The following is a 23,615-nucleotide window of genomic DNA, read 5'->3' as shown; positions in this document are numbered from 1 at the left end:
TTCCCGGCCTAGCCGGGGGTGCTGCTTTCCCTGACGACGAGGCGGGCCGGGAATATCAGCGGGTCCCGGCCCGTCCCCGGATCTTCGATGTCCGCAAGAAGCAGGCGGCCCGCCTGGGCTGCCATTTCTACCGTGGGCTGGTTGATCGTGGTCAGGGGCAGCTCGCCCGGCGCGGCCAGGTGGTCATCGAAGCCGACGACGGCGACATCCCCGGGCACCGTGCGCCCGGCGGCCAGCAGGGCCGTTATGGCACCGCGGGCCATGAGGTCGGACGCAGCGAAAATGCCGTCCACACTGCTGTCCTCGGCCAGCAGCCGTTCGGCCGCTTCGGTGCCGCCGGCAGGGGTGAAATCCCCCTGCGCGACCGGCCCCGGCGGCAGCCCGGCTTCCCTGAGGCCCGCTTGCCATCCCTCCAGCCGGTCCGCGGCTGCCGTCATATCGAGCGGTCCGGTGATGGTTGCCAGCCGGGTGCGCCCGGCTGCCGCAAGGTGAAGCGCGGCCAGGCGGCCGCCTTCGAAGCTGTCCACGTCAACGTAGTGGATCCCCAGCCCGGTATCCCACGGCCTTCCAATGAAGACAGTGGGCAGCCCCGCGGCGGCAAGCTCCTCGGTCCAGCCGTCTGCTTTATGGTGCGAGACGACAATGGCACCGTCGACGTGGCCTCCACGCAGGTACCGAAGCGTCCGGGAGGGATCGCCGCCGGCCCGGGACATCAGCAGGACCAGCTGCATTTCGGTCTCACGCAACGCCTCCGTCACCCCGGTGATGACGGCCGCGAAGAACGGGTCCATCATGACCCGGGCATCGGGTTCGTTGATCACCAGGGCGATCGAGGAAGTCCGGCGGGTGACGAGGCTGCGCGCGGCCCGGTTCGGGGTGTAGCCCAGCGAGATGACCGCAGCGTCCACCGCGGCCTGAGCTTCCGGGCTGACCCGGGAGCCGCCGTTGATGGCCCGGGAGGCGGTGGAGCGTGACACTCCCGCCGCCGTCGCGAGGTCTTCAAGGGTGGGGCTAAGTCTCGCCGGTCCGGCCCGGAGACCCGCGTGCTTCTGTTCGCTCATCACTTTGAGAATACGACATGCCCGGTCTCCGCAGGGACGGGCCCTACCGTGCCGGCAAGGCGTTCGCCGCCGCCACCCCCGAGTACCAGAGTCCGCTGGCCTTCGGGATCCGCTGCTGGGTTTCATAGTCCACCCGGACCAGACCGAAACGTTGGTGATAGCCGTACGCCCACTCGAAGTTGTCCAGCAGCGACCAGGCGAGGTAGCCGCGGACGTCGGCGCCGGCGTCGATCGCGGAGCGCACTGCGCGCAGGTGCGCGTCGAAAAAGGCCAACCGCTCCTGGTCATCGACGAAGCCGTCGGTGTCGGGAGCGTCCGGGTACGCGGCGCCGTTTTCCGTCATGTAGATCGGGATGCCGGCCGGGCCGGTGTACTCAAGCTGCAGCCGGGTCAGCAACCGGTACAGCCCCTCGGGCTGCACCTCCCAGCCCATCCCCGTCACCGGCAGCCCGCGCGGCACGGAGTGCACGTCCTCCGCGGAAACGAACGGCGTTGCCTCACGCCTGTCGGCCGACGCCGGGGCGGCCTGCGCCGTGGTGGTCACGGTGTCCGGTTGGACCCGTTCTTCGGCTGCCGCCGCCTTGGTCAGCGCCTCGCCCTGGTAATAGTTGACCCCCAGCAAATCCACGGGCGCCGAGATGACAGCCAAATCACCGTCCTGCACCACGGTGTCGAAGCCGAATCCGGCCACGTCGTCCAGCACGTCCGCGGGGTACTGGCCACGGAAGATCGGGTCGAGGAAGATCCGGTTGTGCAGCCCGTCGATCCGGCGGGCCGCATCCCGGTCCTCCGCGGAGCCGGGGTCGGCAGGATCGGCGACAGTGAGGTTCAGGGTGATGCCAAGGCTCGCTGCCGGATCACGCCGGCGCAGTTCCCTGACGGCGAGCCCGTGCCCGAGCAGGAGATGGTGGGCAGCGGCGAGGGCTGCCCGCGGTTCCTGCCGTCCCGGGGCGTGGACGCCTGCGGCGTAGCCGAGGAACGCCGAACACCACGGCTCGTTGAGCGTGGTCCAGATGCGGACCCGGTCGCCGAGGGCCTCGTGCATCACGGCCGCGTAGTCCGCAAACAGCCGGGCGGTCTCGCGGTTGGCCCAGCCTCCCTCATCCTCCAGGGCCTGCGGCAGGTCCCAGTGGTAAAGCGTCAGCCAGGGTGTGATGCCTGCGGCGAGGAGTTCGTCCACCAAGCGGGAGTAGAACGCGATCCCCTCGGGGTTCGGCGTCCTGCCGTCGGGCATGCAACGTGCCCACGACGTCGAGAAACGGTACGCCTTTAGGTGCAGCGACGTCATCAACTCCACGTCCTGGCCCGAGCGGTGGTAGTGGTCGCACGCCACGTCACCGTTGTGGCCGTCTGCCACGGCGCCCGGAACCCGGGCGAAGGTGTCCCAGATCGAGTCCTTCCGCCCTCCGGTGTGGGCGGCTCCTTCGATCTGGTAGGCGGCCGTGGCCGCGCCCCAGAGGAATCCGTCGGGGAAAGTTAGCTCGGTGGTGCTCATCCTTTGACTGCTCCTTGCATAATTCCTGAAACGAGTTGGCGACCGGCGGCGATGAAGAGCAGCAGCAACGGGACGGTGGCCAGCACGGCACCTGCCAGCACCACCGAATAGTCCACAAAGTGTGCGGCCTGCAGCAGCTGCAGCGCCACCGGGAGGGTCGGGTTGGAAGGGTCCAGCACAATGAACGGCCAGAAGAAGTTGGTCCAGGTCGCGACGAAGGTGAAAAGCGCCAGCATCGCCGCGGCCGGTCGCGCCGCGGGGAAGCCGACATACCAAAAGGCCTGGATCATGGAGGCCCCGTCCACCCGGACGGCCTCAATGAGTTCGTCCGGGAGGGCGTCCCGTAGATACTGGGTCATCCAGAACACCCCGAAGGCCGTCACCACGCCGGGGAGGATCACCGCCCAGAGGGAACCGGTCCAACCCAGCTTGGCCATCACAATGAACAGCGGAACCACGCCCAGCTGGGTGGGCACCGCCATTGTGGCGATCACGAAGACCAGAAGCCCCCTGCTGCCCCGGAAGCGCAACTTCGCGAACGCGAAGCCCGCCAGGGTGGAGAAAACCACCACCGAGGCGGCCGTGACCGTGGACACCAGGACGCTGTTGCCCATGGCCTTCCAGAACGGGATGCTGTCGAAGACTTTCGCGGCGTTGGCCACGAAGTTCCCGCCCGGCAGGACCGGGACACCGCGACTGAGCACCGTGCTGTCATGGCTGCCCACCAGGAACGACCAATACAGCGGGAACAGCGACGCCAGCAGGACCGTGCCGAGGACACTGTAGGTCAGCGCCCCGGGACGGCGCTGACCGCCTGCGCCGCCCCGGTTGCGCGGCCGGCCGGTTATGCGGTTCGGCCGCTTGGCCGCCGCCTTGGCCGCACCTTTGCCGGCGGTTTGCCGGATCATGGGGATGGAGCTCATTTGCGGCCTCCCTGGCTGGCGATACGCCGTGTGAGTAGATAGTTCAGGAGGGCAATCAGCACAATCATCAGGAACAGCAGCCACGCGACCGCAGATGCCCTGCCGAAATTGCGCTGTCCCCAGCCCAGTTCCCAGATGTACATGGTCAGCGTCTGCCACTGCCGGTCGGCGCCGCCGAGCCCGGATTGGTCGAACACCCGCGGCTCGTCGAAAATCTGCAGCCCGCCGATCGTGGACGTGATGGCCACGAAAATCACGGTGGGCCGGAGCATCGGAACCGTCACGGACAGGAACTGCCTGACCCGGCCGGCGCCGTCGATGGTGGCGGCTTCGAAGACATCGCGGGGGATGGCCTGCATGGCGGCAAGGAAGATCAGTGCGTTGTAGCCGATCCAGCGGAAATTCACCATCGTGGCGATGGCAATGTGGCTGGCGAGTTGCTCGGAGTGCCAGCGGACCGGGTCAAGGCCGACGAGTGCCAACAGCTCATTCACGAGGCCAAACTGGTCGGCGAACAGGTTGTTGAAGATCAGCCCGACCGCCACCGGGGCGACGACAAAGGGCACCAGGACGCCCATCCGCCAGAACGTTCTGGCCCGGAGGTTGGCGTCCAGCGCGGCCGCAATCAGCAGCGCCAGCACCACCTGCGGCACGGACGAAAGCAGGAAGATGCTCAGCGTGTTTCCTACCGCGTTCCAGAAGTACGGCTGCGCGAGGACGAAGCCGAAGTTCTCCGTCCCGACGAACTTGCCCTGCCCGCCGATCAGGTTCCAGTTGTGCAGGGACACCCAGGCTGTGTAGAGCAGCGGAAAGAGTCCCGTGAGGGCAAACAGCAGGAAGAACGGCGAGATGTAGAGGTAGGGCGAAAGTTTGACGTCCCACCGAGACATCCGTTGCGAGAACGCGAGCCGCCGGACGCTCCTCTTGCCGGGTATCTCCTCGTCAGCCAGTTGGCTCTGGGGCCTGACCCGGTCCGTTACCGACATGACCTACAGGGACTTCACAGCGGTGAGGAACTTCGCCCAGGAGGACTCGGCGTCGTCCTTCTTGTCCACGTCCACGCGGGTGAGGGCCTGCTGCATGGCGTCGTTGATGGCAAAGAACTTCGGGCCCTTGAACGGGGTGGCGCCCACGGCCTTGGCCCGCTCGGCGAAGATCTTTCCGGTGGGGGCGTTGTTGAAGAACTTGTTGGTCTGCCCCAGCAGTGCCTCGCTGTCGAGCGCCTTGACCTGGCTCGGGAAGTTGCCCTTGGCGGTGAAGGCCTTGATCTGCTGCTCCGGGGCGGTCAGCCAGGCGGCGAGCTTCTTGGCTTCGGCCTGGTGCTTGCCCTGCGCCGGCACGGTCAGGTACGAACCTCCCCAGTTTCCGCCGCCGCCGGGGAAGACGTTGGCGACGTCCCAGCCCTTGACGCCGGTGGCGTTGCCCTCGATCACACCGAGCATCCAGCCCGGGCAGAGGGTGGTGGCGAACTTCTGGGACTGGAAACCGGCCACCCAGTCGTTGCTCCACTGGCCCAGGTGCGCGGAGAGGTTGTCCTTCGTCGAGGCGTTGAGGACCTTGGTGTAGACGTCCTTGACGGCGGGGTTCTCGGCGGCAATGACAGTGCCGTCCTCGTTTTCGTAGGCCTTTTCCAGCTGGTTGCTCATGCCCTGGTAGATGGCTCCGGCGGAATCGAACCAGGCCGCGCCGGTCTTCGCGGCGACAAACTTCTTGCCGGCGTCGAAGTAGCTGTCCCAGGTGGTGCCGAGCATCTTGGCGACGGATTCGCGGTCCGTCGGCAGTCCTGCCGCCTTGAGCAGTGCCGAGTTGTAGCAGACAGCCTCGGGACCGGAGTCTGTGCCGTAGCCGATCAGGCGGCCGTCCTGCGTGGTCGCCGCCTCGGTCTTCCAGTCCAGCCAGCGGCCTTCGACGGCGGGATCCTTCAGGTCCACGAACTGGTCCGGATACTGCTTGAGTTCGGAGAGCCAGTCAACCTCGATAGCTTCGACGTCCGAGAGGCCCGATCCCGCCGCCAGGCGGGTGGTCAGGTTGTCGCGCGCTTCGTTGGTGGTGGCGGCTTTCTTGTGCTGGATCTTGACGTTGGGGTTGAGTGATTCGTACTCCTTGAGCAAGCTCTCGTAGCCGAACTCGTTGAACGTGGCGAGGGTGAGGGTTACAGGCTCCTTCCCCGTCTCGCCGGTGGGTGCCGCGGCTTTGGGGGCGTCTGCTCCGCAGGCGCTCAGGGCAAGGGTGAGGCAGGCAGCCGACGCCGACAGGGCGGCGAGCTTGCGGGAAAATTTCACGCGGGGACTCCTTTGTCAGGGTATGGCACGAAGAGTGCGGGGCGATGCGCCCAGAGCTGGGAGCGCTCCCGTGACTCGCATGGGAGCGCTCCCACGAGCATGGTGTCGCACATCACAATGAATTGTCAAGGTGGCGCCCTTGGCGGAATCGGGGCCCTTGCCGGGCCTTGAGGCCGGTGTTAGGCTTCCCGGCGGGAGCGCTCCCACACCGTGCCCTTCCCGGCAGCGGGCGCCTGATTCCCTTTTGCTCCACTCCACAGCCCGTGCAAAACCGCACCCCAACGAGAGCAGGACAAGCAATGCCGCTAGCCCACCTCCGCCGCCACCGCGCGGCCCAATCCACGTCGTTCCGGGCGCCAACGCACCACCAGAGACGGCTGCTGGCCGGCGCGGTAGCGGTGATGCTTGGCGTGCTGGGCGCCGCAGCCGCCCCCGCCGCCAACGCCGCTCCGCCCCCGGCGATGAACCCGGCAGTGAACCAGGCGAAGACCACGCCTGCGCCGGCCCCCGACTTCGGCCCCAACGTGCGGATCTTCGATCCCGGCATGCCGGTGGCCGCCATCCAGGCCGAGGTGGACGCCATAGCGGCCAAACAGGTCGACGACGAGATGGGCACCAACCGTTATTCCCTGCTGTTCAAGCCCGGCACCTATGGCAGCCCGGAAACGCCGCTGATCATCCAGGTGGGCTATTCGACCGAAGTGGCCGGCCTGGGCGCCTCACCCACGGACGTCACCATCAACGGCCATGTGGACACGTACAACCGGTGCCTGACCGCGGACAACTGCATCGCCCTGAACAACTTCTGGCGCTCCGTCTCCAACCTCACCATCAATGTCACCGGTCTGGAGGGCTGCCGCAGCTCGGCGAACTTCTGGGCGGCTTCGCAGGCATCGCCCATGCGGCGGGTCAACATCACCGGCGGCAACCTCTCCCTGATGGACTACTGCACCGCCGGCCCGCAGTACGCCAGCGGCGGCTTCATTTCCGATTCAAAAGCCGGCACGGTCATCAACGGTTCGCAGCAGCAATACCTGGTCCGCGACAGCAGCATTGGCAGCTGGTCCAACGGCGTCTGGAACCAGGTCTTCTCCGGGGTGAACGGGGCTCCGGCCCAGTCCTTCCCGAACCCGCCGTACACCACCCTGGCCAGCACCCCGGTCAGCCGCGAGAAGCCGTACCTGGTGCTGGATTCCGGCGGGGGGTACAACGTTTTTGTTCCCTCGGTGCGCAAGGATTCCGCAGGAACCACGTGGGAAAACGGCCCGACGGCGGGCCGCAGCATCCCGCTGTCCGACTTCTTCGTGGCCAGGCCTACCGATTCCGTCCAGACCATCAACTCCCAACTGGCCCGCGGCAAGAACCTGCTGCTGACCCCGGGTGTCTACGACATTGATCGAAGCATCGAAGTCAAGCGTGCCAACACCGTCGTCCTCGGACTCGGCATGGCCACCCTCACCGCCGTCGACGGTTCCGTGCCGCTGACGGTCGCGGATGTCCCCGGCGTCGAAATTGCCGCCGTCACCGTGGACGCCGGCGAGAAGAATTCACCGGCACTGCTTCGCGTTGGCACCCAGCGTGCCGCAAAAGGCAACGCCCGCGCCCACAACGGCTGGAGCGATCCCGCCAACCCCACCACCCTCCACGATGTCTTCTTCCGGATCGGCGGGCCCCACGTCGGCAAGGCCTCGCTGAGCCTGGAGGTCAACAGTGACGACGTGCTCCTGGACCACATCTGGGCCTGGCGCGCCGACCACGGAAACGGCGTGGGCTGGACTACGAACACCGCAGACAACGGCGTCATCATCAACGGCGACAACGTCACCGCCACCGGCCTGTTCGTCGAGCACTACCAGCAGTACAACGTGATCTGGAACGGCGAACGCGGGAAGACCATTTTCTTCCAGAACGAGCTGCCTTACGACGCGCCCAACCAGGCCGCCTGGCAGCACGACGGCGTACTGGGCTGGGCTGGTTACAAGGTCGCCGACTCGGTTCGGACGCACGAACTCTGGGGCGGCGGCAGCTACGTCTACAACAACGTCGACCCCACCATCCACGCCACCCGCGGATTCGAAGTGCCGGTAACGCCCGGCGTGAAGCTGCATGGCCTGCTGACGGTCAACCTCGGCGCCGGGACCCTGGACCACGTCGTCAATGACACCGGCGCAGCCGTCTCGACAGACGCCGTGGGGGTGCCCAGCTACGTCGCCGATTTCGGTTAGGACGCCTGCGGGCGGGAGCCTTCCGGCCCCGCCCGCCGGCACCGGCGCAGCTAACGCACCGTCCGGCGTCGCCCTAGTGCGATGCAGGCCCCGCCGAGCAGCAGGGCCGCCGCCGCCAAAGCTGCGGCAGGAAGCACGCCGTTGGCTCCGGTGCTGGCGAGCATCGCGGGGCTGCCCGGCTGCTGCGGAGTTGAGACACGGGCGCCCGCTGCCGCCGTCGGAGGAATGTTCCCTGCCATGGCTGCGGACGCCGGCGGGCTGATCGTGAACCTGGCCCTAAGCGGTGACGAGGCGATCCCGTCGACGGACTGGGTTACGGACAGTGTGTGCAGCCCCACGGCCAGGCCGGCGGGGAACCGTACACTCCAGCGGCCGCCAGCCACGAGGACATGCGGGACCAGCGAAGGGAACACCGACTTCGTCCCCACGCCAGATCCGCCCTTCTGCACGGCACCGATCGGCTGTCCGTCAATCAGCACGGTGACCGCTGCGCCGTCGACACCCGTCCCGGAAATCGCATCGGGCAGCAAGTCCTGGCGGAACGAGACCCCGTTCCACTGTCCGGCGACAGCGGGCGCCGGCGGCGGCACCGTGAACACCAGCGTGGCTGGCGGGCTGTCCACGTGGCCGGGCGCCGTCTGGACCGCCGAGACCGAGAGCTTGCCGTACACCCGCTGGCTTCCCACCGAAACACTCCACCGGCCCTGCGGCGAAACCTTCGCGGAACCGGTCAGCTGGCCCGAAAGGACCACGGTGTTGCCCGGGGTGCCCGTTCCTTCGACGCGATCCAGCGCCGCGAGGCTGGATCCGGAGGCGGGGGCACTGATCTCCGGCGCGAGCAACCCGGAGACCTTGAGCCTGAACGCTGCGGCCCCTGACCGGCTGTGGCCGTTGACGGTCTCAGCCGTGAATTGGAACGTTCCTTCCGACGCTGGCGCGTTGAAGGACCAGTTTCCCGCCGCGTCCACCGGGATTTCGACGGCGTCCTGGTCCGGGCGAAGCAGGCGGACCGTGGAGTTCGCGGCGACGCCCGAGGCGGGGGCGGCAGGCACGCGCCCCCGAATGAGGCTGCCCGGCAACACCGTGCCGGTGTCCGGTGTCCCAACAAGTTCGGGCTTGTTCAAGAACAGCTGGAGCTGGACGGGGCCAGGAATGGAGCCCAGCGCATCGTCGAGCGTTGTCGCGACCGCAAAGTTCTGCGCCGCGCCCCGGGGTTCCCCGGCGGAGTGTGTGCCGACGGCAAAGTTTCCGCTGATCCAGGGCCCCCCGGAGTCTCCACCGCTGGATTGGACGTCATAGGACAAGAAGCCCTTGAAGGCCCTCACATCTCCTGCCGCGGTGGTGCGTCCTCCCACCACGTAGACGCCGGTTTCCGCTACCTCGCCGCAGGACCATCCGGTGGTGCGGCCGGACCGGCAGACAGCCTGGCCCTGGTACGGCGCTGCGGTGCCAATGATCTTGACGGAGGTTTGTCCCGGGTTGGCCGGGGTCTTCCACGTAGTGGCGGAGGGCTGCACCTTGAGCCCGGGCCGCAAATCCTTGATCACGGCAATGTCGGTGCCGATGTTGCCCGGACTCGACTCTGCACCGGTGATCGGCGAGTTATCGGGTCCGCCGAACTGGCTGAACCCGAACGATCCCAGGGGTTCGAGAACGGCCGGCAGTGAGGTGGTCGCTCCGCCGGCCGGCGCCGCGGTGGGCGGCTCGACGTCGGCCTTTGCCGCCGTTCCATCTTCGGCGCAGTGCCCGGCAGTCAGCACCAGCGGCAGGCCGGCGGGATCAAAAGCCCCGAAGCCGGCAGAGCAGATCGTCATCTTGTTGATCACGTAACCCTGCCCGCCGAAGTAGTCGTCTTCGGTCTTGATCGGAGCGCCCTTTTCCAGTTTCACGTTGGCGTAGCGGGACACGAAAGCTGCGGCCGAGATCTTTCCGGGGGCGGGCGCCGGCGCCGGGTCGAGGCTGCCGGGCGCCAGGGCCGCCGAGGTCCACGCCTCGGCTGTGTTGGTGCCGCCGGTGCGGACGATGAAGTGGCCGTCGGCGTAAGCCACAGCCTGCAGCCCGGCAGGACCGACCTCACGGACATACGCCTGGAAGAGCTGCTCGGCACTGCCGGCGACGAGTTCCGGCTTCACGGCTGCGGCCGGCGTGGCGCCTGGTCCCGTGGGAGCGGCCAGCGCGGAAGTCTTCAGCGCGGGCGCCTCGAGCGCGAATTCCGCCGGGCCGGCCTGGTTCAGTTCGTCGATCCGGGCTTGGAGCTCCACGCCGGAGCCTTCGACCACGATTTTTCCGTCCCGCAGGACAATCCCGACATAGCCAGGCAGGCCGCGCAGGGAGGGTGCAGCCTCGGCGGCCCGCTTGGCCTGCGCTCCGGCGGCGTTGAACTCCGCCAGGGTCATGCCCAGGTCCCGTCGGATCGCCTCGGCGAGCCCGGCGTCGCTGATGCCCGGTTCTGGCGAGGACGCAGCGGGCTCAACCGGCGCCGTCGGCGCGAGGGCCGCCTCCGAAGTGGGGCTGGGCGAAGGGGAAGGGGACGCCGTAGCGGGATCGGGGGACCCGGCCTCTGCCAAGGCGGGGACAGCCACAGACGACCCCGCGAGCGCAACGGCGACAGCCGCCGCTGCCCGGATTACCAGCGCGTACGTGGGAGTCTTCACCCGGTTACTCTAGTGCCCCAATTTGCCCCGGATGGCAGTCAACTCAGGAACCGTTACCCCATTGTGGCCCAAAAATTCGGCAGTTTTCAGCTGCCGCACAAAGCGCAGGAGGCTTTCCTGGCGCGCCTCGATCAGAGGCGCGAGGATCTCCTCGGGCAGGTACCGCTCATGCGGATGCGGGGTTGCGGACAGCCGGTGGTGCTCGTTGATGCCCCGCATGGCGCGTGCGTAGGACAGGGCGATGGCGTCCTCCCCGGCTCCGGCGAGGTCCTGGAGCATGGCGGCGATCATGCCGCTGCGGTCCCGGCCGGCCGAACAGTGGATCACGACGCCGCCGGGGGCTGCCGCGACGGCCCTGAACACTGCGGCGAGCTTGCCGGGGAAGATCCTGGCGTTGTCCGGATAGGACGCCGGGTTGTTCAGGTAAGGAACGCAGAGCGCGCGGAATTCAGCGTTGCCGGGATCCTCGGTGGGGGCGTGCACGACGTCGAACGCCGCCAGGGTCGCCTCGCCCACCCGTGGATCGGTGTCGCGGCGGCGGATCTCATCCGGGTTGCGGAGGTCGATCACGGTCCGGATGCCGCCGCCGTATGCCTGCTGCCAGCCGGTCTCGGTGAGCCATTCGCGGCGGCCCATCCGGTACACGCTGCCCGCAACGTGCCACGCGTTGACGGCCCCGTCCCAAGTGACAGACCCGTCGCTGTTGACGGCCCCGTCCCAGTTCATGGGCTTCACGGCGCCGCCCTCCGGCTGGCTAGCCACGGGACTCGTCCCGCCGCTTCCCCAGCCGGAACTCCAGGCCGCTGCGTACCATCGGCCATTCATGTTCGAGGATGGAAAACACCACGGTGTCGCGCAGCACGCCGTCGGCCGTGCGGCTGTGGCTGCGCAGCACGCCGTCCTGTTTGGCGCCCAGCCGGGCAATCGCCTCGCGGGACTGATGGTTGAGCCAGTGCGTGCGGAATTCGACGGCGGGGCAGCCGAGCGTCTCGAAGGCATGACGGAGCAGCAACAGCTTGGAGTCCGGGTTGCTGCCGCTGCCCTGCGCGGAGGCGGCGTTCCAGGTGGAACCGATCTCCACCCGGGGTGTGGCGGCGTCGATGTTCATGTAGGTGGTCATGCCGATCACTTTCCCGGGGCCGCCGGTGGCCGGGTCAAGCAGCCGGGTGGTGAACGGCAGCATCGAGCCTGCCTGCTGCAGGGCCAGCCGTCGATCGATCTCGGCCGCCATGGCCTCCGGGGCGGGGACGGACGTGTACCAGAGTTTCCAGAGCTCGCCGTCCCGGACTGCCTCCACCAGGCCGTCGTGGTGGGCATGGCTCAGCGGTTCCAGCACCACGTGCTGGCCGGTGAGGGTGATGGGTTCAATGCGCGGCGGGGCGGTAGTCACCGCACCATCCTAGGCATGCCGGCCCCTCGCTGGCGCCCGGACGGATCCCCCAATGAGCATCCGTCCGGGACCGGCTCAGGCGGTCCAGTCGAAGAAGCCCTGGCCGGTCTTGCGTCCGAGTTCGCCGCGGGCCACCTTGTCCCGGAGGATCTGCGGTGGCGCAAAGCGCTCGCCCAGGGTGGAGGCCAGATACTCGGCGATGCCGAGCCGGACGTCGAGGCCGACGATGTCGGTGGTGCGCAGCGGACCGGTCGGGTGTTTGTAGCCCAGGACCATGGCGTTGTCGATGTCCTCGGCCGAGGCGACGCCTTCCTCCACCATGCGCATCGCCTCGAGGGCGATTGCGACGCCCAGCCGCGAGGAGGCGAAGCCCGGGGCGTCATTGACGACGACGGCGGTCTTGCCGAGCGCTTCGACCCAGCCGCGGGCGGCCTGGGCGAGGGCCTCGCTTGTCTGCTCGCCGAGGACGACCTCGATCAGGGTGGACGCGGGAACCGGGTTGAAAAAGTGCAGGCCCAGGAAGTTCTGCGGGCGCTTCAGCTCGCGGGCCAGGCCGTTGACGGAGAGCGAGGAGGTGTTGGAGGCGAGGTACGCGTCCGTGGCGAGCCGCTCCTCGATCCCGCGCAGCGAGGCCACCTTCAGGTCCCAGTCCTCGGGTACGGCCTCGATGACCAACTGCCGGTCCTTGAAGTCGTCGTAGTCCACGGTCACGGAGAGGCGGGAGACCATCTCGTCGAGGTTGCCGTCGGTGGCGCCGCGCTCGATACTCTTGGCCGCCGCGGACTCCACGCGCTCGCGGGCCGCCTCGGCAGACTCCTCGTCACGCTCGACGACGAGCACGTTGGCGCCGTTGATCAGGAAGGCATGGGCGATGCCCGCGCCCATCCGGCCGCCGCCGAGCACCCCGACAAAGTCGGGAAGGCCAGTGGCAGGCAGGTTGGCGGGGAGTACCGAGTTGCTCATATCTACTTCTTCCGGTCTGGATTGGGGCCTGGCGTGGCGGCTGGCTTGTTGCTCACTTCGCGGCTGACTCTTGGGCTGATTTCTTGGCTGATTTCTTGTCCGATTTCTTGTCCAGGAAAGCCTGCATACGGTCGAACTTCGCCTGCGATTCGAAGAGGATGCCCTGCGCCAGCTGGTCGATCAGCGGGTGCGCCTCAGCCGGGGCATGGAACACGGACTTGGTGATCCGCACCGCGAGCGGGTCCTGCTGCGCGATCCGGTCCGCCAGCGCGTGGGCGGCGTCCATCAGCTCCGCGGGTTCGTGCACCTCGGTGATGAGCCCGACCGCGAGCGCCCGGTCGGCGCGGAGTACTGCGCCGGCCAGGAGGATGTCCTTGGCCACCGGCTCCCCCACCAGCTCCTTGAGGCGCCAGCTGGCCCCGGCGGCGGCGAGGATGCCGAGGCCCGTCTCGGGGTTGCCGATCCGGACCCCCGGGGTGCCGATCCGGAAGTCGGCGGCGTAGGCCAATTCGGCGCCGCCGCCCAGGCAGAAGCCGTCGAGGGCCGCGATGACCGGCATCGGCAGCTTGGCGATCCGGACGAAGATGGTGGAGTTGATGCCCTGCAGGGCGTCGTCGCGGCGGCGTTCCCGCAGCTGCGCGATGTCGGCGCCGGAGGCGAATACGCCTTCCGTGCCGGCAAGGATCAGCACCTTGGGGGTCTGCTCGAGGTACGCGCAGACGCTGTGGAGCTCATCGACCATCTGCTGGTCGATCGCGTTGCGGACCTCCGGGCGGTTGAGCAGGACCACCAGCCGGTCCTCGCGCTCCTCGACCAGGAGCGTGCCGAAGCCTGCGGTGTCCAGGCCGCCGGGCCGGGCCGCCATTAGACGCGCTCCAGCAGCATGGCTGTGCCCTGGCCGACGCCGATGCACATGGTGGCGAGGCCGATTTTGGCGTCTTCGCGCTCCATCCGGCCCAGCAGGGTGATGGCAATCCGGGACCCGGACGAGCCGAGCGGATGGCCCAGGGAGATCGCGCCGCCGTCGCGGTTCACAATCTCCGGATCGAGGCCGAGCCGGCGCATGCTGGCCAGCGACTGGGTGGCGAAGGCCTCGTTGAGTTCGACGGCGCCGAGGTCACCGACGTCGAGCCCGCTTCGGGCGAGGACCTTCCGGGTGGCCGGGACCGGGCCGATGCCCATGATCTCTGGCTCGCAGCCGGCCGAGGCGCCGTCGATGATGCGGGCCCGCGGGGTGAGCCCGAGCTTCTGGATCGCGGCCTCGGAGGCGACGATGATCGCGGAGGCGCCGTCGTTGAGCGTGGAGGAGTTGCCGGCGGTGACCACGGAGCCGCCCGCGACGACGGGGCGCAGCCCGGACAACACGTCCATGGTGGTGCCGGCGCGGGGGCCTTCATCGGTGTCCACGACCGTCTCGCCCTTGCGCGTCTTGACGGTCACGGGAACGATTTCGTCCGCGAAGCGGCCGGCGGCAATCGCGGCGAGCGAACGCTCGTGTGAGCGGACGGCGAACGCGTCCGCGTCCTCGCGGGAAATGCCGTCCACGCGGGCGACTTCCTCGGCCGTCTCCGGCATGGAGTAGGTCATCTTGCCGTCGCGGGAGAGCTCGCCCTTCTGGAACAGCGGGTTGGCGAAGCGCCAGCCGATCGAGGTATCGAAAATTTGGCCCGGCTTGGCGAAGGCGGTCTGCGGCTTTTCCTGCACCCAGGGGGCGCGGCTCATGGATTCGACGCCGCCTGCGATGACGATATCTGCGGCGCCGGACTTGATCATCTGGCTGGCCATGATGATGGCGCTCAGGCCGGAGGCGCAGAGCCGATTAACGGTAATGCCGGGGATGTGGAGCGGTAGTCCGGCCAGGATGGTGGCCATCCGGGCGACGTTGCGGTTCTCCTCGCCGGCTCCGTTGGCGTTGCCGAGGATGACCTCGTCGATGGCGTCCGGGTCGATCCCGGCACGGGCGACAGCTTCACGGACCACCAGCGCCGCCAGGTCATCGGGCCGGACCGCGGAAAGGGCGCCGCCGTACCGTCCCACGGGAGTGCGGGCACCGCCAACAAGAAAAGCCTCGACCATGAGAACATCCTTCACCAAGGGAGCAGGGCCGGCAGCAGAGTAAATTACCGACCGTTCGTTCTATAAAGATTACACAACGGGTCAAGGCGGTCAACCGGACGGCCCCGGATGACGTGGCGTCGACTCAGGCCACGGTGATGCCCAGGTGGCCGGCCAGCAGCGGGGCCAGCAGGCTGAGCTGGTGCTCGTCGACCACGATGCCGGCGAGGCTGCCGAGGCCGCTGAGGGACCGGAACTCCGTGCCGCGCAGGTCGAAGTCCTTCAGTCGCGCTCCACTGAAGTCCAGGCTGCCGATGGTGCAGTTCTTCAGCGCCACCCGGGTCGCCGTGCAGGAGCCAAGGTCCAGTTCGTTGATGATGCAATCGCTGATCTGCACGTCCACCAGCTTGGAGCCGCGGAGGTTGACGTAGTCCAGCTTGCCGCCGTCGATCCGCACCGACTGCCAGCCGCTTTCATACAGTTCCGCCGACCCCCAGCGGGGGTTGCGGAGTTCGACGTCGCGCAGGCTTGAGCGCGCCGCCGTGAAGACCGGGGCGTAGATCTCGGCCAGGACGCAGTCGCGGAAACTCGCGCCGCGCAGCTGGGTTTCATTAAAGGAGGCGCCGGAGAACTCGCACTCGGCGAAATCCGTGCCGCTGAGCTCCAGCCCGTCCGCGGCCGCGCGGGTGTACCGGACGCCGTCGTAGCGCTCCCCGCGGCGGAAATCGGGGGCAGGATCCTCCGCGAGGTCCGCCAGCTGGACCGGCGTGAGGCGCGGGGCGGTGACTTTGGCTGCGCCGGAGGGCTTGGCCATCACTGTAACTCCGCCTTGGCCGCGGTCTTGGCTGGGACAGGGGTGGTTGTGGGCTCCATGGTTTCGAGCCTAGCCGGGCGGATCGAAAACCCTGGGCACGGACCGGATCGAATGATCTCGCGAAAGGGCTTGAATTAGTAAGCATGCTTCGTGTTATGGTGAAACTGCGTTGAATTTCAACCGGAAACGAAAGGTGGAGTACACCATGGGTATCGGAGACAAGATTCAGAACGAGGCGGAGCACCTCGGCGGCAAGGCCAAGGAAGCTACCGGAAACGCCACGGACAACGACCGCCTGAAGGCCGAAGGCCAGAAGGACCAGGTCGTCGCCGACGCGAAGAAGGTCGGCGAAAACGTCAAGGACGCCGTCAAGCGCGACTAGTCCTAAAAATCGACGGCGTCGGACATTCCTTTGGGGGATGTCCGGCGCCGTTTTTTGTGCCCGGATGCAAGACTGTCCGAACACGACTCCCGCACGACCCGACCTAGGAGTGCCCATGGCCAGGAATGCCGCCAACCGGGGCGAAGACCCGGACCCGGCCCTGCATAACGTCGACCTCAGCGGGGCCAGCCTCGCCGCCGGCGGCTCCCCGCGGCTCCGCGGCTACCTGGCGGAACCGGAAGGGGACGGTCCCTTCCCGGCCGTGCTGATGATCCATGAGGCGTTTGGCCTGGATGGCATCACGGTCCGGCACGCAGAGCGGATGGCGGCCGCCGGCTATCTCACCCTGGCTGTGGACCTGTTCAGCGACGGCGGGGCGCGCCGCTGCCTCGTCTCGACCATGCGTTCCCTGGCTGCCGGGCAGGGTCGCGCGTTCACGGACCTGGCGACGGCGCGGCAGTGGCTGTTGGACTCCGGCCGCACGACCGGGAAAATCGGCGTCATCGGGTTCTGCATGGGCGGCGGCTTCGCCCTGCTGCTGGCCAATGACGGCTTCGATGCCGCGGCGGTGAACTACGGCAGGCTGCCCAAGGACCCGGAAACGGCGCTGGCGGGCGCCTGCCCGATCGTGGCCAACTTCGGCGCGAAGGACCGTTCCCTTTCCGGGGCGGCGGCACGGCTGACCTCCGTGCTTGAGTCCCTCGGCGTTGAACACGACATCAAGGAATTCGCGACCGCCGGCCACTCGTTCCTGAACGATGAGGAAACGGAACCCAGGCCGCTGCGTCCGCTGTTCCGCGTCCTCGGCGTCGGGCCCGATCCGCAGGCCGCACCCGCGGCCTGGCGCAGGATCGAAGACCATTTCGCCCGGCACCTGAAGGACTAGGCGCCAGATCCCGCATCGGCTGCCCCAACGGTGCCTTTTGCAGCCCCGGAACGGCCGTTACGGAGCAGTCGATGGAACAAACGACGGCGGCGGCCACCTTGTTCGGGTGGCCGCCGCCGTCGTTGGTCATTCAGGACCGGAGCCCTAGCTGAAGAGCTGGCTCTTCGGTTCGTTGTTCTTGACCTTCTGCCAGCCGAGCCAGAGGACCACCGCGAAGAACGGGATGGTCGCCAGGGTCCACAGGCCCAGCGGGAAGACCTCCCCGGTCTTGCTGGTCATCGTGTCGAAGCCGATCAGCACGGTGATGGCCAGCAAGGCCACCAGTCCGGCCCAGCTTGTCCACGGTGAGCCCGGCATGGGCAGGGAGGACACGTTGCCCTTGGTCTTGCGCAGCGCGATCTGGCTGGCGAAAATCGAGCCCCACGTGAAGATCACGCCGATCGAGGCGGTGTTGAGTGCGAGGTCGAAGGCGTGCGAGCCGCCGAGCCAGATGTTGAGCAGGATGCCGACCAGGTAGACCGAGCCGATCGCCAGGATCGCGGCGTAGGGGACGTGGCTCTTGGACATCCGGGTCAGCCACTGCGGGGCATGCCCGTTGTTGGCCATGGTGCGGAATATCCGGCCAATCGAGTACAGGCCCGAGTTGCAGGACGACAGTGCGGCGGTGATCACGATCATGTTCATAACGTCGCCCATCCACGGCAGGCCCATCTGGCCGAAGACGGTGACGAACGGCGAGGTGCCGGCCTTGTACTGGTCCGAGGGCAGCAGCATCGCCAGGAGGGTCACCGACCCGACGTAGAACACGACGATCCGGATCACGACGGCGCGGATCGCCTTCGGGACCTCCTTGGCCGGGTCCTCCATCTCGCCGGCGGTGATGCCGACGAGCTCGATGGCGTTGTAGGCGAAGATCACGGCGTTCAGCACGAGGATCATCACGAGGGCGCCCTTGGGGAACATGCCGCCGTCCGCCGCGAAGAGGTTGTTCACCGAGGCGTGGCCGTCGCCGACCTTGGCGTTGGTGACCACCATGAAGGTGCCGACGGCCAGGAAGATCAGGATGGCCGCGACCTTGAGGACGGAGGCCCAGAACTCGAACTCGCCAAACGCCTTGACGCTCAGCAGATTCACTCCGACGAGGAGCAGCAGCGCCGCGATGGCGGTCAGCTCCACCGGCACGTTGGGGAAGAAGAACTGGAAGTACAGCCCGATCGCGATCAGCTCGGCGATGCCGGTCATGGCCCAGTTGATGAAGTACATCCAGCCGGACAGGTAGGCACCCTTCTTGCCGAACATCTCACCGGCGTAGCTAACGAAGGAGCCGGAGGTCTGGCGGTACATGATGAGCTCGCCAAGGGCGCGCATCAGCAGGTAGGCGATGACGCCCGCAATGGCGTAGGAGAAGATCAGCGCGGGGCCGGTCGAAGCCAGGCGGCCGCCGGCGCCCATGAAGAGGCCGACGCCGATTGCGCCGCCCATGGCGATCATGGTGACCTGGCGGCCGTTCAGGGACTTCTTGTAGCCCTCGGCGCTGAGGGTCGAGTCGACGACGGCGGATTGCGCCGGCGCGCTCTTAACGTCTGTGGAAGTACTTTGTGGCACAACAGTTCCTTGTAGGTCGGGGTATTGCCGGGACGGGAAGGCGGCTCCGGGAGCAGAAGTACGGACCCGGCCTGTGCCCTGAGCCCAGGAAACGGGCAGGGTTTTAGACCGAAACTCACAACGGGTCGCAGCGTCGCGCGGCACGTCCATAGTACTAGCTTTCGGCGCCGCACCGTGACGCGGGCTACACCCGGAACCGCCGAAAATACGAAATTAAAACAACGTTTTGGCGCAAAAGCGCTGGTCAGGCCGAGGTTTCCATTACTCTGAGCGAACCGGCGGGGACGTTCCCGCTGGTTCGCCTGCAACGTCACTGCAGGCCATGGCAGCAGTGCCGTGAGTCAGGGGGGACTATGAAACAGAGAGCGCTACTGCCCGCAGTGCTGCTTCTCGTACTGGCAGGGTGTTCGAGCGGCGGTTCCGGTCCGGCCACACCCAGCACCGGCAGCAGCACCGCAGCAACGCCGGCACCATCATCATCATCATCATCATCATCAGGATCTCCGGCGCCGAGCGCGTCCGAACCGGCCGATGTTTCCACTTCGCTTAACGCACCCGAGGCCTTGCGCGAGCCCATCTGCCGCGCGACGGCCGACGGGTCGTGGTCCTTCACGGGGACCCTGGTCAACAGCAGCGACAAGAACAAAGTGTTCACCGTGGCAATCGCGGTCACCGCCGGCCCTGCCGTGGCAGGGCACACGATCATCACCAAAACCGTCGCTGCCGGCAAGTCGGCCGAGATTGCAGCACCGAACTTTGCCAAGACCAAGGACAGCGCCGGGACCTGCACACCGGTCGTCTCCGTAGAGGATGCGCCATGAAAAAACTACTTGTCATCTCAGCGGTGGTGCTCGGGCTCGCGGCCGGACCGCTGGCGGTCGGACCGGCCTTCGCCGAGACCGCATCGCTGCCGCAGGACACAGCGAGCCCCACGGCAMCCGACACGGCCGCGCCGACCGAGTCGGCGTCGGCCCCCGCCATTCCGGCCCCGGAACTTAGCACGTCCCCGACAGCGACGGCGGAGCCCACCGTGGAGCCGACCTCCACTGTTGCGGAGCCAACGCCGACGCCGACGCCGACTCCGACGGAGGAGCCGACGTCGCCGTCCGTCGTTGTCCTGGGCGCCATCCAGGCGAAATGGACTGCGCTGAAGGGCGCAGCCGGTGCCCTCGGCGCACCGACCGCCAACCAGGCCTGCTCTCTCGACGTCTGCAGCCAGGCGTTCGAAGGCGGATCCGTCTTCTGGACCGCTGCAACCGGCGCGCACCCGGTGCTGCGGACGGCCGGCCACACGGGCCCCCGCTGGCACGCGCAGGGAGGCTTGGCGCTCTACGGCTATCCGGTCACGGACGAAACCGCGGTCACGGGCGGAACCATCCAGAAGTTTTCCAGTGGGCGGTTCCTCACCTGGACCACCAAGGGAATCCAGCAGATCTGGTCACGCGGCGCCATCGGCGCCCTGTGGCGGGCCCAAGGTGAGGCCGCCGGGCTCGGGCTGCCGACCACCGCCGAGGTCTGCGGGCTGACGGCGCGGGGCTGTTCTCAGTTCTTCGCCCATGGAGCGGTGTTCTGGTCCCCGAGGACCCCCGCGCAGGTCCTCAAGGGGACCATCTACACCAGGTGGAAGGCGGCCGGCGCGCAAGCCGGCGTCATGGGCTATCCCACCGGCCCCAGGACCTGTGGCCAGGCTGCCGGCGGATGCCTGCAGCGGTTCCAGGGCGGAACCGTCTACTGGTCCTCGGCAACCGGGTCCTGGATCTCCCGCGGCGGCCTCGGAGCCCGGTACGTCCGGGTGGGGGCCACCCGGAGCAGCCTGGGCTACCCGCTCGCCAACGAAAAGTGCGTTCCGGGGCAGTGCATCCAGGCCTTCCAGCGGGGGTTCATCGGCTGGACGGTGAAGCCGGGATACCGGGTCTTCGGGATGTCGGAGTGCCAGAACCTCAACAACGGCAAGTCCAAGTACCCCACCTACGGCGCGAACCGGGTCCTCCTCACGTGGACCCAGGGCTACGGACTGAACCATGCGACCAACCTGTACTGCATGAAGATCGCCGGGACGTACGTGCCGGACTGGCGGACTGACGGGTACGTCGGTAAGTCCGGGTTCAAGCCGCCGGGAGTTCCGTCCGGCCCCACCCGGAACCTGTTCTCCCCCACCGGATCGTTCTCCGTGACCGAGGCCTTTGGCCTGGGCAACCCCGGCACGAAGCTTGCGTACCGCACGCTCAACCCGCGCTCACGCTGGGGCGGCAACCCCTGGACGGCCACCTACAACAAGTACCACGAGTCCTCCTCCTGGGTTGGCTGGGACGAGAACATGTGGTGGTTCGCCAGCCTGGGCTACTACCGCCAGGGCGTGGTCATCAACTACAACCGGCCGAACATTGTCCAGGATGCGGGCTTCGCCATCTTCCTGCACATGAACAAGATCCCGACGGCCGGCTGCATCTCCCTGGATGACTGGGCGGTGGTGGACTACATCCGCAAGTCCACCCCGGGCGACCGGATCATCATGGGGACCTACGGGGCGCTGTTCCGATAGATTCCCGGCTCTGCAGCTACACGGCTAACGCCCGGCGCCCTCGGCCCGGGCGTTAGCCGTGTCCGCTCGGCGGCGGGGCTAGGCTGGTGGCATGGGTCCCGCTCTCCGTCAACCACCTGCGCCGCGTCCGGAACTGTACGCATTCTCCCGGCTGGACCTCATCACGGCGGGGATTTACGTGGCAGTGGGGGCGGTCTTCGCCACCGCCTCAGGCCTGCTGGCGCCGCTCGTGCTGCAGCTCTCGCCCAATCCGGCGGTGGCGTCCTACGCGGTGAACCTTCTGGTCTATGCGGTCATCGGCCTGCTCGCCCTGTTCGCGGCACGCCAAGTCGCGCGCCGGGATCTCCGCGTCCTGGCCACGAGACCCTGGTTCACCCTCCTGACGGTGCCGCTGGCCGTGGTGGCCGCGATGATCCTGACCGCCATCCTGGTGGCCGTGGCAGGGACCCCGCAAACCTCCGCCAACCAAGCCGGCCTGCAGGCACTCATGCAGCAGGTCCCGGCCTGGCTAATGGTGCCGCTGCTGGTGATTGTGGGCCCCTTCGTGGAGGAGTACATGTTCCGGCACCTGCTGATCGGCAAGTTGAGCCGGAAGCTGAACATCTGGCTCTGCTGCGCGCTCTCCGTCGTGCTGTTCGCGGCCATGCACGTCGTGGGCCAGGAGGCGCTGACGCTGCCCGTGCTGATGCCCTATCTCGCCATGGGCGCCACCCTGGTGTTCGTCTACGTCTGGACGGGCAAGAATGTGATGTTCTCCTACTTCGTCCATGCCTCGAAGAACCTGCTGGCCGTCATCTTCATCTACGCCATCCCGCCGGAAATCCTCGAGCAGCTGCAGTAGCGCCCGGAAAAACAACAGCGAAAGTTGCCCCGGCGGCACCCTAGCGCCGCGGGCGCCGTCGTCGTAGGTTTTTCCCATGGCACTGAACATCCAAATCGCTGTCGACTGCGTCGACCCGCACGCCCTTGCGGACTGGTGGGCCGAAACCCTGGACTGGGCCGTGGAGCCGCAGGACGAGGACTTCATCCGTTCCATGATCAAGCAGGGTTTCGCGACGGACGCGGAGACCAAGCGGCACCACGGAATGCTTGTCTGGCGGGACGGCGCCGCCATCCGGCCGCCCGAGGACCTGGGCGTCAAGCCCGCCTCACGCCGGATTCTTTTCCAGACCGCGCCGGAGGCGAAGACCGTCAAGAACCGCGTCCACTGGGATGTGAACCTGGCCGGCGCTGACAAGGACGAGGTCCGGGCCGCGCTCGAGGCCCGCGGCGCGACGTACCTGTGGACCGCCAACGAGGGCCCGCATTCCTGGCACACCATGGCGGACCCGGAAGGCAACGAGTTCTGTATCAGCTGAGCCGATTACTAGACTCGGACTGTGAGCAACGAAATCCCCGCCAAGGTATCCGACGTCTTTGACCCCACCCGCTGGCGCACCGTGACCGGCTTCGACGATTTCCAGGACATGACCTACCACCGGCAGGTGGAGCGCTCCGCGGACGGCACCGTGGTCCGGGACCTTCCCACCGTCCGGATCGCCTTCAACCGCCCGGAGGTGCGCAACGCGTTCCGGCCCGGCACCGTGGACGAGCTCTACCGGGCCATGGACCACGCCCGGATGACCCCCGATGTCGCCACGGTCCTGCTCACCGGCAACGGCCCCTCCGCCAAGGACGGCGGCCACTCCTTCTGCTCCGGCGGCGACCAGCGGATCCGCGGCCGCGACGGGTATCGGTATGCAGAGGGCGAAACCACCGAGACCATCGACCCCGCCCGCGCCGGCCGGCTGCACATCCTTGAGGTCCAGCGGCTCATGCGGACCATGCCCAAGGTGGTCATCGCCGTCGTGAACGGCTGGGCGGCCGGTGGCGGCCACTCGCTGCATGTCGTCTCCGACCTCACCATCGCCTCCCGGCAGCACGGCAAGTTCAAGCAGACCGACGCGACGGTAGGCAGCTTCGACGCCGGCTACGGCTCGGCCCTACTGGCCCGCCAGATCGGCCAAAAGTCCGCCCGCGAGATCTTCTTCCTGGCCCGCGAATATTCCGCCGAGGACATGGTCCGGATGGGTGCCGTGAACGAGGCCGTGGACCACGAGCGGCTCGAGGAGGTGGCGCTGGACTACGCCGCGGACATCGCCCGGCAGTCCCCGCAGGCCATCCGGATGCTCAAGTTTGCCTTCAACCTCGCCGACGACGGCTTGGCCGGCCAGCAGGTGTTCGCCGGCGAAGCGACGCGACTGGCTTACATGACGGACGAGGCGGTGGAGGGCAAGGAGGCCTTCCTGGAGAAGCGTGATCCGGACTGGTCCAAGTTCCCGTACTACTTCTAAGGCTG

22 protein-coding genes are annotated in these 23,615 nt (G+C 67.5%); 9 read left to right on the top strand and 13 right to left on the bottom strand.

Annotated elements, in window-relative coordinates; translation table 11 throughout:
* Positions 1–8: 8 nt before the first annotated feature.
* From AC1DGE_RS04990 to AC1DGE_RS04970, 5 genes are read right to left on the bottom strand one after another with little or no spacing between them, the layout of a single operon-like run.
* Positions 9–1,061, bottom strand: coding sequence for a LacI family DNA-binding transcriptional regulator (locus AC1DGE_RS04990; protein WP_441416862.1), 1,053 nt, complete (start codon positions 1,059–1,061; stop codon positions 9–11).
* Positions 1,062–1,104: 43 nt separating this feature from the next.
* Positions 1,105–2,556, bottom strand: a complete 1,452-nt coding sequence (locus AC1DGE_RS04985; RefSeq protein ID WP_441416861.1) for a glycoside hydrolase family 1 protein — start codon at positions 2,554–2,556, stop codon at positions 1,105–1,107.
* Positions 2,553–3,479, bottom strand: a complete 927-nt coding sequence (locus AC1DGE_RS04980) for a carbohydrate ABC transporter permease (RefSeq protein WP_441416860.1) — start codon at positions 3,477–3,479, stop codon at positions 2,553–2,555. Before AC1DGE_RS04980 ends, AC1DGE_RS04985 begins: the two co-directional genes overlap by 4 nt.
* Positions 3,476–4,465: a carbohydrate ABC transporter permease gene (locus tag AC1DGE_RS04975; RefSeq protein ID WP_441416859.1), complete on the bottom strand. Its 990-nt coding sequence runs from the start codon at positions 4,463–4,465 to the stop codon at positions 3,476–3,478. Before AC1DGE_RS04975 ends, AC1DGE_RS04980 begins: the two co-directional genes overlap by 4 nt.
* A 3-nt stretch (positions 4,466–4,468) precedes the next feature.
* Positions 4,469–5,761 (bottom strand): ABC transporter substrate-binding protein, encoded by a 1,293-nt coding sequence (locus AC1DGE_RS04970; RefSeq protein WP_441416858.1) that lies wholly within the window; start codon positions 5,759–5,761, stop codon positions 4,469–4,471.
* A gap of 401 nt (positions 5,762–6,162) precedes the next feature.
* Here AC1DGE_RS04970 and AC1DGE_RS04965 point away from each other — a divergent pair, with 401 nt between their 5' ends.
* A complete protein-coding gene (locus tag AC1DGE_RS04965; RefSeq protein ID WP_441417831.1) occupies positions 6,163–7,986 on the top strand; it encodes an adenylyl cyclase in 1,824 nt (607 codons plus the stop codon).
* A gap of 50 nt (positions 7,987–8,036) precedes the next feature.
* On the opposite strand, the gene AC1DGE_RS04960 is transcribed toward AC1DGE_RS04965, so the two are convergent.
* The 7 genes from AC1DGE_RS04960 to AC1DGE_RS04930 form a co-directional block, all read right to left on the bottom strand.
* Positions 8,037–10,640, bottom strand: a complete 2,604-nt coding sequence (locus AC1DGE_RS04960; protein ID WP_476917017.1) for a S1 family peptidase — start codon at positions 10,638–10,640, stop codon at positions 8,037–8,039.
* 9 nt (positions 10,641–10,649) lie between these two features.
* Positions 10,650–11,366: a tyrosine-protein phosphatase gene (locus tag AC1DGE_RS04955; RefSeq protein WP_476917058.1), complete on the bottom strand. Its 717-nt coding sequence runs from the start codon at positions 11,364–11,366 to the stop codon at positions 10,650–10,652.
* 28 nt (positions 11,367–11,394) lie between these two features.
* Positions 11,395–12,030, bottom strand: coding sequence for a GNAT family N-acetyltransferase (locus tag AC1DGE_RS04950; protein WP_441416856.1), 636 nt, complete (start codon positions 12,028–12,030; stop codon positions 11,395–11,397).
* A 75-nt stretch (positions 12,031–12,105) separates the two neighbouring features.
* Positions 12,106–12,993 (bottom strand): 3-hydroxyacyl-CoA dehydrogenase family protein, encoded by an 888-nt coding sequence (locus AC1DGE_RS04945; RefSeq protein WP_441416855.1) that lies wholly within the window; start codon positions 12,991–12,993, stop codon positions 12,106–12,108.
* Between the two features lie 52 nt (positions 12,994–13,045).
* A complete protein-coding gene (locus AC1DGE_RS04940; RefSeq protein ID WP_441416854.1) occupies positions 13,046–13,858 on the bottom strand; it encodes an enoyl-CoA hydratase/isomerase family protein in 813 nt (270 codons plus the stop codon).
* Complete coding sequence (locus tag AC1DGE_RS04935; RefSeq protein WP_441416853.1) at positions 13,858–15,069, bottom strand: thiolase family protein; 1,212 nt, start codon at positions 15,067–15,069, stop codon at positions 13,858–13,860. The genes AC1DGE_RS04940 and AC1DGE_RS04935 overlap by 1 nt, the downstream gene beginning before the upstream one ends.
* Positions 15,070–15,193: 124 nt before the next feature.
* Positions 15,194–15,862: a pentapeptide repeat-containing protein gene (locus AC1DGE_RS04930; RefSeq protein WP_441417829.1), complete on the bottom strand. Its 669-nt coding sequence runs from the start codon at positions 15,860–15,862 to the stop codon at positions 15,194–15,196.
* Positions 15,863–16,067: 205 nt separating this feature from the next.
* On the opposite strand from AC1DGE_RS04930, the gene AC1DGE_RS04925 reads away from it, so the two are divergent.
* Both AC1DGE_RS04925 and AC1DGE_RS04920 read left to right on the top strand, forming a co-directional pair.
* On the top strand, positions 16,068–16,244 hold the full coding sequence (locus AC1DGE_RS04925) for a CsbD family protein (RefSeq protein WP_138768393.1): 177 nt from the start codon (positions 16,068–16,070) through the stop codon (positions 16,242–16,244).
* A gap of 115 nt (positions 16,245–16,359) precedes the next feature.
* Positions 16,360–17,130 (top strand): dienelactone hydrolase family protein, encoded by a 771-nt coding sequence (locus AC1DGE_RS04920; protein ID WP_441416852.1) that lies wholly within the window; start codon positions 16,360–16,362, stop codon positions 17,128–17,130.
* Positions 17,131–17,274: 144 nt separating this feature from the next.
* Here the strand turns inward: AC1DGE_RS04920 and AC1DGE_RS04915 are convergent, their stop codons facing one another.
* Positions 17,275–18,735 carry an amino acid permease gene (locus AC1DGE_RS04915; RefSeq protein ID WP_441416851.1) on the bottom strand — a complete coding sequence of 487 codons (1,461 nt, stop codon included), beginning with the start codon at positions 18,733–18,735 and terminating at the stop codon, positions 17,275–17,277.
* Between the two features lie 403 nt (positions 18,736–19,138).
* Here AC1DGE_RS04915 and AC1DGE_RS04910 point away from each other — a divergent pair, with 403 nt between their 5' ends.
* From AC1DGE_RS04910 to AC1DGE_RS04885, 6 genes are all read left to right on the top strand, one after another.
* Entirely contained in the window at positions 19,139–19,285 is a 147-nt protein-coding gene (locus AC1DGE_RS04910; protein WP_476892021.1) for a hypothetical protein, read from the top strand.
* 13 nt (positions 19,286–19,298) lie between these two features.
* A complete protein-coding gene (locus AC1DGE_RS04905) occupies positions 19,299–19,556 on the top strand; it encodes a hypothetical protein (RefSeq protein WP_441416849.1) in 258 nt (85 codons plus the stop codon).
* Positions 19,553–21,277, top strand: a complete 1,725-nt coding sequence (locus AC1DGE_RS04900) for a hypothetical protein (RefSeq protein WP_476917016.1) — start codon at positions 19,553–19,555, stop codon at positions 21,275–21,277. The genes AC1DGE_RS04905 and AC1DGE_RS04900 overlap by 4 nt, the downstream gene beginning before the upstream one ends.
* Positions 21,278–21,368: 91 nt before the next feature.
* On the top strand, positions 21,369–22,118 hold the full coding sequence (locus AC1DGE_RS04895) for a CPBP family intramembrane glutamic endopeptidase (protein ID WP_441416847.1): 750 nt from the start codon (positions 21,369–21,371) through the stop codon (positions 22,116–22,118).
* 76 nt (positions 22,119–22,194) lie between these two features.
* Positions 22,195–22,635, top strand: coding sequence for a VOC family protein (locus AC1DGE_RS04890; protein ID WP_476917015.1), 441 nt, complete (start codon positions 22,195–22,197; stop codon positions 22,633–22,635).
* Between the two features lie 21 nt (positions 22,636–22,656).
* Positions 22,657–23,610 (top strand): 1,4-dihydroxy-2-naphthoyl-CoA synthase, encoded by a 954-nt coding sequence (locus AC1DGE_RS04885; protein ID WP_476917014.1) that lies wholly within the window; start codon positions 22,657–22,659, stop codon positions 23,608–23,610.
* Positions 23,611–23,615: the final 5 nt, after the last annotated feature.

It is taken from the genome of Arthrobacter sp. 05N425 (assembly GCF_056397125.1).
The sequence above is the reverse complement of the archived record's forward strand: the minus strand, read 5'-3'. Positions and strand labels throughout refer to the sequence as shown.

Coding starts and splice junctions, on each gene's coding strand:
- AC1DGE_RS04990 (WP_441416862.1), bottom strand. CDS start 1,061: ATGAGCGAACAGAAGCACGCGGGTCTCCGGGCCGGACCGGCGAGACTT.
- AC1DGE_RS04985 (WP_441416861.1), bottom strand. CDS start 2,556: ATGAGCACCACCGAGCTAACTTTCCCCGACGGATTCCTCTGGGGCGCG.
- AC1DGE_RS04980 (WP_441416860.1), bottom strand. CDS start 3,479: ATGAGCTCCATCCCCATGATCCGGCAAACCGCCGGCAAAGGTGCGGCC.
- AC1DGE_RS04975 (WP_441416859.1), bottom strand. CDS start 4,465: ATGTCGGTAACGGACCGGGTCAGGCCCCAGAGCCAACTGGCTGACGAG.
- AC1DGE_RS04965 (WP_441417831.1), top strand. CDS start 6,163: ATGCTTGGCGTGCTGGGCGCCGCAGCCGCCCCCGCCGCCAACGCCGCT.
- AC1DGE_RS04955 (WP_476917058.1), bottom strand. CDS start 11,366: ATGAACTGGGACGGGGCCGTCAACAGCGACGGGTCTGTCACTTGGGAC.
- AC1DGE_RS04945 (WP_441416855.1), bottom strand. CDS start 12,993: ATGAGCAACTCGGTACTCCCCGCCAACCTGCCTGCCACTGGCCTTCCC.
- AC1DGE_RS04940 (WP_441416854.1), bottom strand. CDS start 13,858: ATGGCGGCCCGGCCCGGCGGCCTGGACACCGCAGGCTTCGGCACGCTC.
- AC1DGE_RS04935 (WP_441416853.1), bottom strand. CDS start 15,069: ATGGTCGAGGCTTTTCTTGTTGGCGGTGCCCGCACTCCCGTGGGACGG.
- AC1DGE_RS04930 (WP_441417829.1), bottom strand. CDS start 15,862: ATGGCCAAGCCCTCCGGCGCAGCCAAAGTCACCGCCCCGCGCCTCACG.
- AC1DGE_RS04925 (WP_138768393.1), top strand. CDS start 16,068: ATGGGTATCGGAGACAAGATTCAGAACGAGGCGGAGCACCTCGGCGGC.
- AC1DGE_RS04920 (WP_441416852.1), top strand. CDS start 16,360: ATGGCCAGGAATGCCGCCAACCGGGGCGAAGACCCGGACCCGGCCCTG.
- AC1DGE_RS04895 (WP_441416847.1), top strand. CDS start 21,369: ATGGGTCCCGCTCTCCGTCAACCACCTGCGCCGCGTCCGGAACTGTAC.
- AC1DGE_RS04890 (WP_476917015.1), top strand. CDS start 22,195: ATGGCACTGAACATCCAAATCGCTGTCGACTGCGTCGACCCGCACGCC.